The organism is Taibaiella koreensis (genome assembly GCF_003545715.1).
Classification (GTDB): domain Bacteria; phylum Bacteroidota; class Bacteroidia; order Chitinophagales; family Chitinophagaceae; genus Taibaiella; species Taibaiella koreensis.
The window spans coordinates 1146087-1158814 of the sequence record NZ_QVNU01000001.1; the positions used below are offsets into that span (position 1 = coordinate 1146087).

10 protein-coding genes are annotated in these 12728 nt (G+C 48.1%); 7 read left to right on the forward strand and 3 right to left on the reverse strand.

What is annotated here, in order from left to right; genetic code table 11:
* Positions 1 to 134 precede the first annotated feature (134 nt).
* Positions 135 to 1457, reverse strand: a complete 1323-nt coding sequence (locus tag DZK30_RS05100; protein ID WP_118972986.1) for a PKD domain-containing protein — start codon at positions 1455 to 1457, stop codon at positions 135 to 137.
* A gap of 311 nt (positions 1458 to 1768) precedes the next feature.
* Here DZK30_RS05100 and DZK30_RS05105 point away from each other — a divergent pair, with 311 nt between their 5' ends.
* The 4 genes from DZK30_RS05105 to DZK30_RS05120 all read left to right on the forward strand — a co-directional run bounded on the left by DZK30_RS05105 (position 1769) and on the right by DZK30_RS05120 (position 5357).
* Complete coding sequence (locus DZK30_RS05105; RefSeq protein ID WP_162902847.1) at positions 1769 to 2167, forward strand: HYC_CC_PP family protein; 399 nt, start codon at positions 1769 to 1771, stop codon at positions 2165 to 2167.
* A 114-nt stretch (positions 2168 to 2281) separates the two neighbouring features.
* Positions 2282 to 3244, forward strand: a complete 963-nt coding sequence (locus DZK30_RS05110) for an MbnP family protein (RefSeq protein ID WP_162902848.1) — start codon at positions 2282 to 2284, stop codon at positions 3242 to 3244.
* A complete protein-coding gene (locus DZK30_RS05115; protein WP_118972989.1) occupies positions 3244 to 4278 on the forward strand; it encodes a cytochrome-c peroxidase in 1035 nt (344 codons plus the stop codon). Before DZK30_RS05110 ends, DZK30_RS05115 begins: the two co-directional genes overlap by 1 nt.
* On the forward strand, positions 4275 to 5357 hold the full coding sequence (locus tag DZK30_RS05120; protein ID WP_118972990.1) for a cytochrome-c peroxidase: 1083 nt from the start codon (positions 4275 to 4277) through the stop codon (positions 5355 to 5357). The genes DZK30_RS05115 and DZK30_RS05120 overlap by 4 nt, the downstream gene beginning before the upstream one ends.
* Positions 5358 to 5605: 248 nt before the next feature.
* Here DZK30_RS05120 and DZK30_RS05125 read toward each other — a convergent pair whose 3' ends face one another.
* Positions 5606 to 7807 carry a gliding motility-associated C-terminal domain-containing protein gene (locus tag DZK30_RS05125; protein WP_162902849.1) on the reverse strand — a complete coding sequence of 734 codons (2202 nt, stop codon included), beginning with the start codon at positions 7805 to 7807 and terminating at the stop codon, positions 5606 to 5608.
* Positions 7808 to 8320: 513 nt separating this feature from the next.
* Between DZK30_RS05125 and DZK30_RS05130 the strand changes: the two genes are divergently transcribed.
* Positions 8321 to 10117 carry a tetratricopeptide repeat-containing sensor histidine kinase gene (locus DZK30_RS05130; RefSeq protein WP_162902850.1) on the forward strand — a complete coding sequence of 599 codons (1797 nt, stop codon included), beginning with the start codon at positions 8321 to 8323 and terminating at the stop codon, positions 10115 to 10117.
* An 87-nt stretch (positions 10118 to 10204) separates the two neighbouring features.
* Complete coding sequence (locus tag DZK30_RS05135; protein ID WP_118972993.1) at positions 10205 to 10855, forward strand: response regulator; 651 nt, start codon at positions 10205 to 10207, stop codon at positions 10853 to 10855.
* A 117-nt stretch (positions 10856 to 10972) separates the two neighbouring features.
* On the opposite strand, the gene DZK30_RS05140 is transcribed toward DZK30_RS05135, so the two are convergent.
* The gene (locus DZK30_RS05140; RefSeq protein ID WP_118972994.1) at positions 10973 to 11623 is read right to left on the reverse strand and encodes a 4'-phosphopantetheinyl transferase family protein; all 651 of its coding nucleotides are present in this window, start codon (positions 11621 to 11623) and stop codon (positions 10973 to 10975) included.
* Between the two features lie 240 nt (positions 11624 to 11863).
* Between DZK30_RS05140 and DZK30_RS05145 the strand changes: the two genes are divergently transcribed.
* Positions 11864 to 12616, forward strand: a complete 753-nt coding sequence (locus tag DZK30_RS05145; protein WP_118972995.1) for an SDR family NAD(P)-dependent oxidoreductase — start codon at positions 11864 to 11866, stop codon at positions 12614 to 12616.
* The last annotated feature ends 112 nt before the right edge of the window (positions 12617 to 12728 follow it).

Sequence of the window (12728 nt, forward strand, 5' to 3'; positions counted from 1 at the left end):
CCGACAATCTAACGGGGCACATACGACCTCTTTTGACATAAGTATTCCTATAAGCTGCTCACTTCATGTCTTCCGGATAGTGAATATAGTCAAACAGATATAAAAATGAAGCTGTCTGAAAAATAGTCTTGATCCTACCGTATCGTTATTTTTTTGCTGAACGGCTTTCCGGCAGCGCCGGTGACCTGGAGCAAATAGACGCCGCTTTTCATCTGCGATACGTCGATCGGTTGCACGGTTGCGCGGGTAGCCTGTCGTTCATAGAGAAGCTGGCCTATGCCGTTCCGTATTTGTATGCGGCAATTTTCTCTTGTGAACATAGGAGACTGTATATACAGTATATCAGTTGCGGGGTTGGGTGCAATAGTAAATGGCGCTGCTACATCATGACCGGAGATGCTTAACGGTCCCACATTGATTCTGGCATACGCGGTATCGCTGCATTGCGAGGCCCCTGTGGCAACAAGCCTTGCCGTATAGACGCCCGGAGTCGCATAAGTGTGGCTGGGATCACTTACAGTCGCTGTTTGTCCATCGCCAAAATCCCATTCGTATTGCGTCGCATTGACCGATGTATTGGTAAAGCTAACAGACAGCATACTGCCGGTATTTTGGTTAAAGCGGGCTATTGTTTCGTAACGGCCTATACTCCAGAAGCCCATGCTGTCGTAGGCGATTCTTGTAGCGGCGTTCCTGATATTGGCGGCATCCGTTGGAGATAGCATATAGTCGGACCTGATGCTGTCTGCCGGTTTTTTGAAGATAGCCGTGTAAAAGCTACAGGCTGCGGCGTAAGAGCCGGCGAGGGAAGGATGGCTGCCATCGCTGGCGTATAGTCCTATGCCGGGATAATGCGCCCTTATATACCGCCATACGGGCCCTACAGGAGATACCGTAACCTTGTTGCTGTCGGCCATCAGCATGTAACGCGCACGGATCACGCTATCCATGGTAAGATAGGTACAATAAAAAGGCCAGTTGGGGAAACCGTTACACATCGATGGCGTATCCCCGTTTTCCCTGCCCCAGGTCATATAAAAAATAACCTCTGCACAGGGGTTATACCGCTTTACCGTATCCACCAATTGCCTGGCATAAGGGTATACCCATTCGTAAAACAGATCGGGAGGATAGGCCGGGGCCTGGCTCTGTTCCTGCAGCACCACGTAGTCCCATCCCCCCTGGCGTATCTTGCTCAGGGTAGCTAAAACGGTAATCGTTGAGTCAAGATGCTGGTACCAAGCGGCAGCTCCCGCTGCGCTCATATCGCATTCTACTGTGTCGCCGGCCGAAGCGGCGACGTTTTTTACCATTTGCGGCAGGTTATTTGTGTAGGTATAGCTATTGCCCACAAATAATACCCGCTTTTTTTGACCATGCACGATACCAGCGATATGCAGCAGGACAAAGCAGGCAAAGCATGCTTTCCAGTAGTGTAAAAGCAATTTCTGGTTCATACAGAACGTATTTTATTGTGTTGTGAAAATGATGGAATGGTTATATCTCCTGGTAAAGACGGGGCAATTCCTTATCAGGGTAGGGAGGAGATTGTCGCTGTGGTCACTCTTTGACCGCCCGGAAGCTTGTACAGGTATGTTTTTATGTATGAACTGAGCTGCTGGGGCCAGCCAATCAAATGCCTGTTATTGGACTTCGTTGTCAGGATCAGGTATTTCTGCATGAAGATGTAGTATTTTGCCGGATGCTGCGACGGAGGATTTTTTTATGTAGTTTGTATTGTGTAATTATTTATATTCGTTGCCGGGAAATGAAAAGAATACTGACTTTACTCATGTTGCTCATGTATAGTGCCAATATTGTTGGCGCTACGGTTCATGTGCACTATTGCATGGGAAAGTTTGCCGGCTGGAGCTTATCGCGCTTCGAAGACGATAGGTGCGGCCGTTGCGGGATGAAAGCCAAGGGAAAAAATGAATGTTGCAAGGACGTAAAAAAGGAGATCAAGCTTGAGAAAGAGCACCAGAGAAAATCCTTCCAGGGTATTGCTTTTCAACTTTCCCTTGCCGAGGCCGTTTTGCCTGCTGCTCCCCGGTATCTCAATCCTGCCTTCCTGCTTGCGAATCATAGCGGTAGTACCAGCTATCGCCCGCCCCCCGAAATCCGACAACGGGAGCTTTATATACTATACTGCGTTTACCTGATTTGATTTATTGGTCGTTAACTCGAAATGACCACTCTACCGTGTAGAGTGGCTGTTCTATTGTATGCAAGACATTGTCGCTTGCTGCTTTTTTTAAAACAATCAAAAATCATTTCTGATATGAAAAACGTATGCTTACTGTTGGCTTTGATGTTCATTACAGTGATTTCCAAAGCGCAAAAAAACGTAATCCTTAATATCACACATAAGCTGGGCTCCTCTGCTTTTGCCTTTAACCAGACGGGACAGAACAACCTTTCACAGGAGTTCAAAATTACACGTGTAGACTATTATATATCCGGCATCAGAATCATTCATGACGGAGGTGTGGAGACGCCCGTGCCGGACAAATACATACTGGCAAAAGGTAGCGCAGCTATAGCGGAGCCTTTAGGTGCATTCAATGTCACCAATGTAGAAGGGATCAAGTTTTCAATAGGTGTGGAGACGCCGGTGAATAATGCAGACCCTTCTCTGCAGCCTGCCGGGCACCCGCTTTCTTTTCAAACGCCCTCGATGCACTGGGGCTGGTCGGCAGGCTACCGTTTCGTGGCCCTGGAGGGCAAAGCGGGTAGCGGCTTCAATACCACTTTTGAATTACATGGTCTAGGTAATGATAATTATTTTCAGCAAACCGTTATGGTGGCCGGTGTGAGTACCGGAGGCGCCATCAGCATAAATCTGGATGCCGACTATACGCAGGCGTTAAAGGATATCAACGTATCGTCGGGTCCCATCGCCCATGGCATCAATGCTGAGGACCTTACGGTACTGCAAAATTTCAGGACCCACGTATTTAAACCCGCAAGCGGTACCACAGCCATAGAAGACCTCAACAAGATCGACAAATACATTGCCGTGTTCCCCAATCCTGCCAAGGATAAGCTTACCATATTGCAGCTGGATCGTAGCAATACCGTAAAAACTGTGCAGGTTACGGATCTTATGGGCCGGGTTCATTTGGTTACCACACTGAAGCAACACGATGTACTCCCGCTGGCTTCCCTGCCTCGCGGCGCCTACATCCTCCGGTTTTATGAGGGGGTAAAAAGTATGGGGAGTAAGAAAATAGTGCTGCAGTAATGCGCCGGCATAGCCTGTCAGGGTATCGTATTGGGGTAGTCCTGGCGCTGGTCCTGCTCCTGGGAGGGTGTGAGAAAAAAGCTGGTGTTGGCTTTGAGGAGGATAGCTTAATGCGGATCCCTGCGGGTTTTCCCGGCATGCCCGAACCGGAAGACAACCGTTTTTCCCCGGAGCGCTGGGCTCTGGGGAAGCAATTGTTTTACGATAACCGGCTTTCGCTTAACAATAGGATCAGTTGTGGTTCCTGCCATAAACAGGAGCTGGCGTTCAGCGACTCATTGGCGCTGAGCCCGGGCGACGATGGTGCGCCGGGGACGAGCAATGCACCCTCCCTGGCCAACATTGGCTATCATCCCTATTTTACACGCGCCGGTGGCGTTCCTACCCTGGAAATGCAGATCCTGGTGCCCATCCAGGAGCACAATGAGTTCAATACAAGCATGCCGGATATAGTGGCTAAGCTGAAACAGGATACCAGCTATGCGCATGCGGCGCTGCGTACCTACGGCAGGCCGTTTGACGCCTTTGTATTAACCCGTGCCATTGCGCAATTTGAGCGGAGCTTCATCAGCGGCAACAGCCCTTTCGATGCTTACAGCTATGCCGGTAATCCTGATGCTTTAACGGAAAGCGAAAAAAGAGGCTACCGGCTATTTACCGGTACAAGGGCGAATTGCAGCCAGTGTCATAGCGGATTCAATTTTACGAACTATGCTTTTGAGAACAATGGTCTGTATGTAACCTACGCCGATAGCGGCAGGATGCGCTTTACCCATTTACCCGGCGACAGGGCCAGGTTTAAAGTGCCCTCATTGCGCAATGTCGCCCTTACGGCGCCCTACATGCACGATGGTAGCCTGAAGACCCTGGAAGCAGTTGTAGCACATTACGACAGCGGGGGGAAAGATCATGTCAACAAGAGCAAGTTCCTTCAGCCACTTCACCTTACCGACAAGGAGAAAGAGGATCTCATCAATTTTTTAAAGAGTCTGACGGACGATCATTTTGTCCGGGATAAAAAATTCAAGTTATGAAAAACAAGAAAGCAATAGCCATATTGTCTATGCTGACTGCCATCATTATTATCAGCAGCTGTACAAAAGACCCGCCACCTTCAGAGCCGGTCGACGAACCGTACATTATTGATAAAGGAGCCTTCCCCGATCCGGTGATCGCCGGCGATAATCCGCTTACCCGCGAGGGTGTAAAGCTGGGACGAATGCTGTTTTACGAAAAAATGTTGTCGGCCACCAATACGCAATCCTGCAGCAACTGCCATATGCAGCAATTCGCCTTTAACGATACGGCCAGGTTCTCTTTGGGGGTACGGGAATTGCGCGGGAAGAGAAATGCCATGTCTGTTTTTAATATGGCCTGGAATACCAATGCTTTTTTCTGGGATGGCCGGGCGCATCTGTTACGCCATCAGTCGCTCAAGCCCATACAGGACCCGCTTGAAATGGATGAGTCGCTTACCAATGTAGTGGCCAAGCTGCAAGCCAGCAGTATATACCCGGAACAATTCCGGCGGGCCTTTGGCACGGCGCAGATCGATACCAACCTGATATCTAAAGCGCTGGAACAATTTATGAATACCATCGTCTCCAACAGTTCCCGGTACGATGACTACCTGGCCGGTACGGTAAGCCTGACGCCCGAGGAAGAGCGGGGGCGTTACCTGTTCTTTACAGAGTACAATCCGGGCTTCCCGGCAGCCTCAGGTGCAGACTGCCAGCATTGTCATGGCGGAGCCAATTTTGAGAACGACCAGTATATGAACAACGGGATAGACGATGATGCGACCGTTACCGATATAGGGCGTCAGACCGTGACCGGCAATGCTGCGGACAAAGCCAGGTTTAAGGTGCCTTCCTTGCGGAATGTGGCTATAACAGCACCTTATATGCACGACGGGAGATTCCGCACCCTGGAAGAAGTAGTCGATCATTATAACCTGGTAAAAACTTCGGCGACATTGGATGCCTCCTTTCAGCAACAGTTGCCGGGCGGTCTGCAATTGTCGGCCACGGATAAAAAAGCATTGGTTGCCTTCCTGAAAACACTGACGGATAAAAAGCTGATGACGAACCCTGAGTATGCCAGCCCGTTCTGATAACCGGGAAGATCCATGATCGCGAATAAGCGGGAGATAACCTAAGCTACAAATGGCCGGCATGCGCCGGCCATTTGTAGCTTAGGTATATGCTATAGCAACCAGAGCAAAGGTATTCGCCTTAAAGTGTCGCAGTCCCTTTATTACTCATGAAGAATGGAAACTGCCTATATCGGGACAGGGATAGCCTTACATGGATACAAGCTATCTGTACAGCGCTGCTTATGAAATTTGTACGAAATATATTTCTAGCGGACCAATATTATGTCTCCTTTCCGGTACCGGTCCTGTCGCTGCGTGCCGCCTGTATAATGCAGTTCATACATATAGGTTCCTACCTCGGCAGGTTGTCCCGAAAACATACCATCCCAGCCTTTTTGCGCATTGTTGCTCGTAAAAATACGCTGGCCGAAGCGGTTATAGATGCTTAAGCTATATTGCTGTATCGGGCAGCCACCTTTAATGACCGGTAGAAATATATCGTTAAGGCCATCTCCGTTAGGGGAAAATGCAGTAGGGGTAAGGGGCATGCATTCACAAAAAAGGTCTGTACTGATATGAATGCTGTCGGCGCCCGTACAGGTTTGTAACGTTACGCTTACCCAAAACAGGCCCGTATCGGTAGCCATAATGGAAGTGGCGTTGCTTCCGTTGCTCCACAGAATGGTGGCGCCAGGTGGCGCATTGCTCTGCAGATCCAGGTGTATGGGCGCTCCTTCACAAATGGCAGAATCGGGACCCAGGTTTTGTTGCATGGGGATAAGCAGGACCGTTATGGCAAATACCGTGTCGCAGCCCTCCTGTTGGGACCGGGATAGAAAATAATTGCCGGCGGCTAATCCTGTAAGCGTATCACCGCTCCGGGATGTGACGGGCCCGCGTAGTACCCGGTGGCTGCTGTTGCGCCAGGTATAAAAATAGGTTGTAGTATCTCCGGTTACGGGCGTTGCAGCTATGGCGCCGTTCCCGGTGCCGCAATCGGGCAGGGCGCTCAATTGGGTGGGTAATACGGGAACCAGGCGTATTTTAAACGTGTCAACATAATAAGTAGCGTCCGGTCCTGCATAGCTTACCCAATATGTGCCGTTCTGGTTCACTGTTTTCGTGTGGGCTGTGCTGCCATCTTCCCAGGCAATATTTTCAGCTCCGGGGTGCAAAGGCGCAATGGTTAGCGTGTTGTTGCAGTAAATAGTGGTATCCAATAAGGTCAGGATAACGTCGGGAAATATCGCTACATTATTGTTGATACCATAAGTCCAGTCGGTTGCCACAGTATCTTCTCCGCCTATGATCATGCCATATGGCTGAAACCCCGCCGCAGGTCCGGGAAGGTTGGGAAGCGTAAGCCGGCACATAATATTCGAATCTATCCTGTAAAAATAGATCGTATCATTATAGAGCTTCATTAAGCTATATGGGGAATAGTCAAACGTGCTATTGGGTGTCGCCGGGGATTGGGATATCAGGTATTTCGAGGCAGCAATGGTAGCAGAATCATAGACGTTTACGTTGTACTGGAAAAAATCACATGCTAATGGTCCCGAGGATTGATACATGCTGTATAGCTTGGAATTATCGGGAGAAAAAACAACCGAGCTCGCCGCATAAGCGCTCATATCGCCGTTATCCACCGTCATTTCATCTGATACCACACCTGTGGCAGCATTAAACCTGAACAAAGTTACCGAGGGATAAAGAAATAATGCCGTAATCGGGAAGTTGTTTGATAACGCAAGCATTTCCCTATTGGGCGATACAGCCAGTGTCGAAAACCAGTAGGTAATATCGGTCCAGTGGCTATTGGTATTGGATAGCACGGGTACGGGATTTAAGCCCGTCACAGGGTCTATATGATAAGCCTTGAATATAGAGGAATCATTGTCATGCACCATTAGCCAGATATCCTGGTTGTCGCCGGGAAAAGCGATCATGCCCGATCCCAACGAAACGTCCAGCAATATATCTTTCTGTCCGGGAACAATGTCGCCTGATCCGCTATTCAGACTCATGTCCACCAGCGAATAGTATAAGTTGAAATCAGTACCTCCCGGCCCCATACCGAAATAAAATGTATAATACTGAGTACTTCCCTTTTTTGCCTGGGTGATACAGGTGCCCTGAAGTGCGAAGCTTCCGGATAAGCCGCCGCTATTAGGCATTAAATTGTTATGCTTATCCCAGCAAAAAGTGCCCCCGTTGTTATTGGTATAAAACATCAGGTCGCCCGTAACCGGGTCTGCAATAGAGGCGCCGCCGGTGTTGAGAAAAGCATTCGTTGAAAAAAAAGTACCACCTTGGTTAAAATTGAGGCCCAGGGAATCACCGAACGCCCATACACCGTTGGCTTTCAGATATTTGGTCGTTTGGTTGAAATAAGGCTGGGCCCTGCTGTACCCGCTAAAAGCCAGCAGACCTGCTATGAGTACACCAAAAATGTATCCTTGTCTCATTAAGCTTGTTTTGTGAAGTTTAACCAATAGTAGTATCGTTTTTAACGCTGAGCCACGCAGGCGAGATGTCATTATAAGATATGTATCCGGGACGTATATTTCACTACTAAGATAACCTGTTAACTGCTGTGCGTTGGTAGCGGAATGCATTGATTCCGCCAAAAATCAATAGAAACATTGAGATTGGGGTGCGGCCGAAAAAATGTAATATTGAATAGGGATTTAAATATATTGACGATTGCGATACTGGAAACGTGTCTGTTGAAGCACCGTTTTATAGTTGTCCTTTCGACTGGGACCGGAAGACCTTTGTTTCCCATATCGTTATCGTCACATTAAATACTATAGCCGCGGAAACCAATATAAACAGGCTCCATGTTTTGTCATCAGCATTACAGGTATTTCTTATGGCCGTGGTTTTGGATAACGGTCGCAAGTAGTGCTTTCGCACAAAGAGATAGGGTACATATTGTCAACGACAGGAAAAGCGATTCGGACCGCATCGTTGTCTTATTGGCCACATCCGAAACGTTACAATACAAAGCAACAGACAGTGCTATCGGCATGGCCCGGGAGGCCCTGGCTATCAGTCAACGGCTGGGCAGCCCAACCTCCACTGCACGTTCCCTGCTTTCCTTAGGCAATATTTACTATAATGCCAGGGGGGAATACCAGAAGAGCAAACATTATTTTTTCAAAGCGCTTTCATACTACGACAGGTCTCCGCTCCGTGATCGTTATGCCTATCTGTACACAAATATCGGGAATGTGTACATGGCCCTGGACAACTATGATTCGGCAAACTGGTATTTTTTTAAAGCTTTGGATATAATCAACAAGAAAAAAGTGATAGACACGGCTGCCCTTGGGCATGCTTATGCCAACCTGGGCGCCAACTTCAGCCGGATGGGTATCTTTAATAAGGCAATTTACTACTTGCGGCAATCACTTGCCTTAGCTATCCAAAGAAAGGATAGCAATAGAATGGCGCCTATCTATCATAACATAGCTGCGGCCTATAACAATACCCAGGAAGAAAAGGATGTCGACTCGGCCATAAAATACTATAACTACGCGCTGCGTATATATTTACAGCGCGAGCAATTGCTGCGCGCCCAACAGGCGTATTGCGATTTGGGTGTTGTGTATCTCAGGGGGAAACATTATTCAAAAGCAATGGCGCAAAAATATCTGGATGCTGCGATAGCGCTGGCTCCGGGCGCCGCTGCCAATAATTTTTCTATTCAGCGTGGCCTGGGAGCGCTTTATTATCTCAGTGGAAACGATCAAAAAGCGATTCCTTATCTGGAGCGATGTTTGTCCCTTTCCCGGGATCACGCCTCGGCCCCCGTGCTGGACGTGTATATGACATTAGCTAACTTATACCAGCGCCTCGGCAATTACAGAAAGGCCTATTCGTTTGAACATACCCGTCTGACGCTGATAGACAGCCTGGCTCGTAAAGAGAAGGACGCGATTATGAACCAGCTGGAGATAAAATACAGAACGGCGGAGAAAGATAAACAGCTGGTGCTGGCGCAAAGCCGTCTGCGCGCCAAAAACACCTGGTTCATAGCCATAGCGGCCGGCAGCGTTATTTTGTCTGTTCTTATGGTCATTATCTATCAGAAGCAACGATTGCAACTGCAAAGGGCCAACCTGGGCAAGCAGCAGCAAAGGGTAGCACAATTGAAGGCTGTTATTGATGGGGAAGAAAAGGAAAGAAGCCGTATCGGCCGTCAGCTGCATGACGATGTAATGGTACAGCTTTCAATAGTAAAAATGGGACTGGATGCCCTGGCTATAAAGAATCCCGGCTTTAAGCAGGGAGAGGAGTACAAAAACCTGTTGCAGCAGCTCGACTATACCAGTCAAAATATACGGCAAACGGCGCATAACCTGATGCCCGACAGCCTTTTGGCAGAGGGCCTGTTGCCTGCCGTAGGTTACTTTTGCACCAATATCACCAAAATGACCGGATTGCCGGTAAATTTTCAGCATGACGGTGATGTGATACAGCTGCCGATCGATACCGAAATAAGCATATACCGTATGATACAGGAATTGGTGCAGAACGTGATCAAACATGCGTCGGCGGCCAATATACTGGTACAGCTGTATTATGTAGACCGTTTGCTGAGTATAACCGTGGAAGATGATGGCATAGGCTTTAACCCAAGCCAGAGCGGAAGCGAGGATAAGATGGGCTTAAAGAGCATACAAACAAGACTGAAAGCATTGAACGGCGCCCTGGATATTCATGCATGCGAGCCCCACGGTACCTCTGTAAACCTGACATTGGTTTTATGACATTGGCCATGTTATTAGAGACCGGTCAACTAATAAAATACTATGAATCGTAGTGTGCCTGAACACGACAGGCTTTAAAGTAAACTTATGGACTACATAAATATTTCGTTGGTAGACGACCATCCCATGGTTATCAGTGGGCTTACTACTTTGCTGCAGCCCTTTCCGCATATAGTGATCCATGGCACTTATAACAATGCCGCGCAACTGCTTCAAGGCCTGCAGTATTATAGCCCCGATGTGCTGCTGCTTGACCTTATGCTACCGGATCAGTCCGGTAAAGAGCTGCTACCCCTTATTCGTAAACAATATCCTGGCATGCGAATACTGGTGTTGACGAGCCTGGATACACCATCTATGGTTACCAATATGCTTCGTCACGGCTGTAACGGCTATCTGCTAAAAGGCGCCGGGCCTGGTACGCTGGTAGAAGCTATCGAGACGGTGTATAAAAAGGAAGAATATATTGACCCTGTCCTTAAAGAGCAATTGTTGCAGAATGTTCTTCACTTTAAGACCCGGATACAGGGCAACGCTTTGTCTGTGAAGCTGACGCAGCGGGAAAAGGAAGTATTGGGTATGATAGCCGAAGAGCATACTACCAGCGAAATAGCGGAGAAGCTATTCATCAGCTATCATACAGTGGAGAGCCACCGTAATAATCTGATGCGTAAGCTGAATGTGAAGAATACGGTTGGTCTGCTGAAAGTGGCGATACAGCTGGGCCTTATCCGGTAGCAAAAATTGAGTGATGGCAGCATGGCCGTCTCCCATTTCTTCGCTTGATCCCGTGAAGACAGTTGTTCTTTCTGACAGAGGGTTAGTATGGTTTGCCATTTATAGGTCATTCGCCCTTCAGAATACTTCCTTATGTAGCGAGATTGTTGAGGCTGCCATCTGATCATTTGTTGCAAGGTGGCAAATGTAGTTTCCGGGTATCGGGATCTCGTTTAGGAACCAATGGGTATGCTCCAGCTGAGTCTGTTTATCTTTTATCGAAAAGCTTTGCAGGGGGATATTTAATCCTTTTCCGTTTGCCTTAAGCACACTTTCCTTGGCGGTCCAGTATCGATAGAAATGAGTTAGCTTATCGTCTGATCGTTTTATGTCAAGCCGTTCCTCATCAGTCATGATACTGTAATAGGCATCTGTCTCTACCGGATGAATACACTCAATGTCTATTCCCAATCTACAGGTTGTGCTTAAGGCGCAAACGACACAATATTCTGAGTGGGCAATGTTGAAGTCGACAACACCACCGGGGATAAATGGTTTATTGTACGCCGTATACGCCAGATCGGAGAGAGTATAGCTGCCGGATAGGCCAAGCGCCGCAAAACCGCGCTGGATCAATAATTTACCCAATAAGAAGGCCCAACGGTTTTTCGATCTTTTATATCGGGAAGCTACCTCGTGAAACGTAACAGGCAGCGTTAAGAGAAGGCGCTCAAAAGCAATATCATCTTCTGCTGCATCCGAGAAAAAAGTATACAATACCAGGACCATAATTGACTGACGGATTTCATGCCTGGCGGCCTTTATCCTGATTATGTAAATATTAATTTGCTCTTTTTATTTTACAATTGCAAGGTAGTTCATTCTGCTAATCTTCCTCTTATAAAACCTCATTTAATTAATAGCCGTCTTGTGGCTATATTTCTACAGGGCTGTGTTTGCCGATTCTCTATGTTTGTCCGCGTTATACGGTAATCGTAATAACAACACCAAACCAAACACCCCGATTTTATGAACTATTTAAAAGGCAAAGTGGCGCTCGTAACCGGCGCCACGTCCGGCATTGGCAAATCCATTGCCCTGTTGTATGCATCGCACGGTGCAAAAGTTATGGTCTCCGGCCGTAATGAAAAAAACGGACAGGATGTGGTCCGGGAAATCCAAAGCAAAGGCGGCGAAGCGGCATTCTTTAAAGCCGATGTTTCTGATCCGGAACAATGCCGTTCCCTGATTGAAAACGTTGTTTCAACTTTCGGCCGCATTGATGTCGCTTGTAACAATGCCGGCGTATCAGGTGGTCTCAGCCTGGTTGTCGACTATGAGGTCGAATCCTGGAAAGAAGTGCTGGACACCAATCTGAACAGTGTCTTCTATTGTATGAAGTATGAGCTGGAAGCTATGGGTAAGCAAAATGCACCGGGTGTGATCATCAACATGTCATCCGTGCTGGGTCTGGCCGGGGAAATGGGCTTATCGGCTTATGTCGCTTCCAAGCACGCTATCATCGGGCTTACCAAAAGCGCCGCACTGGAGAATGCAACTAAGGGTATCCGGATCAATACCGTTTGTCCCGCCTACATTGAAACGCCTATCCTCGACGTCCTCTCTGACGAACAGCGGAAAGCCGTGGAAGGCCTGCAGCCGGTAATGCGGGTTGGCAAACCGGAAGAAGTTGCCGAACTGGTATTGTGGCTATCTTCCGATAAAGCTTCTTTTGTTACCGGCTCCCATTACTCCGTAGATGGAGGATACCTGGCCCGGTAATCATCTTCACTTATTGGGCTGCGTCATGCAGCAGAAATACACTGCCGTGAAATCACACGGACGGTCGGTATTTGTTATGAGCCTTACTTGTTGTTGCACGTGCGGAAAAACT

Excerpts from the sequence above, each read along its gene's own strand:
- DZK30_RS05145 (WP_118972995.1), top strand. The coding sequence starts at position 11,864 with ATGAACTATTTAAAAGGCAAAGTGGCGCTCGTAACCGGCGCCACGTCC.
- DZK30_RS05135 (WP_118972993.1), top strand. The coding sequence starts at position 10,205 with ATGGACTACATAAATATTTCGTTGGTAGACGACCATCCCATGGTTATC.
- DZK30_RS05110 (WP_162902848.1), top strand. The coding sequence starts at position 2,282 with ATGAAAAACGTATGCTTACTGTTGGCTTTGATGTTCATTACAGTGATT.
- DZK30_RS05115 (WP_118972989.1), top strand. The coding sequence starts at position 3,244 with ATGCGCCGGCATAGCCTGTCAGGGTATCGTATTGGGGTAGTCCTGGCG.
- DZK30_RS05105 (WP_162902847.1), top strand. The coding sequence starts at position 1,769 with ATGAAAAGAATACTGACTTTACTCATGTTGCTCATGTATAGTGCCAAT.
- DZK30_RS05100 (WP_118972986.1), bottom strand. The coding sequence starts at position 1,457 with ATGAACCAGAAATTGCTTTTACACTACTGGAAAGCATGCTTTGCCTGC.
- DZK30_RS05140 (WP_118972994.1), bottom strand. The coding sequence starts at position 11,623 with ATGGTCCTGGTATTGTATACTTTTTTCTCGGATGCAGCAGAAGATGAT.
- DZK30_RS05125 (WP_162902849.1), bottom strand. The coding sequence starts at position 7,807 with ATGAGACAAGGATACATTTTTGGTGTACTCATAGCAGGTCTGCTGGCT.
- DZK30_RS05120 (WP_118972990.1), top strand. The coding sequence starts at position 4,275 with ATGAAAAACAAGAAAGCAATAGCCATATTGTCTATGCTGACTGCCATC.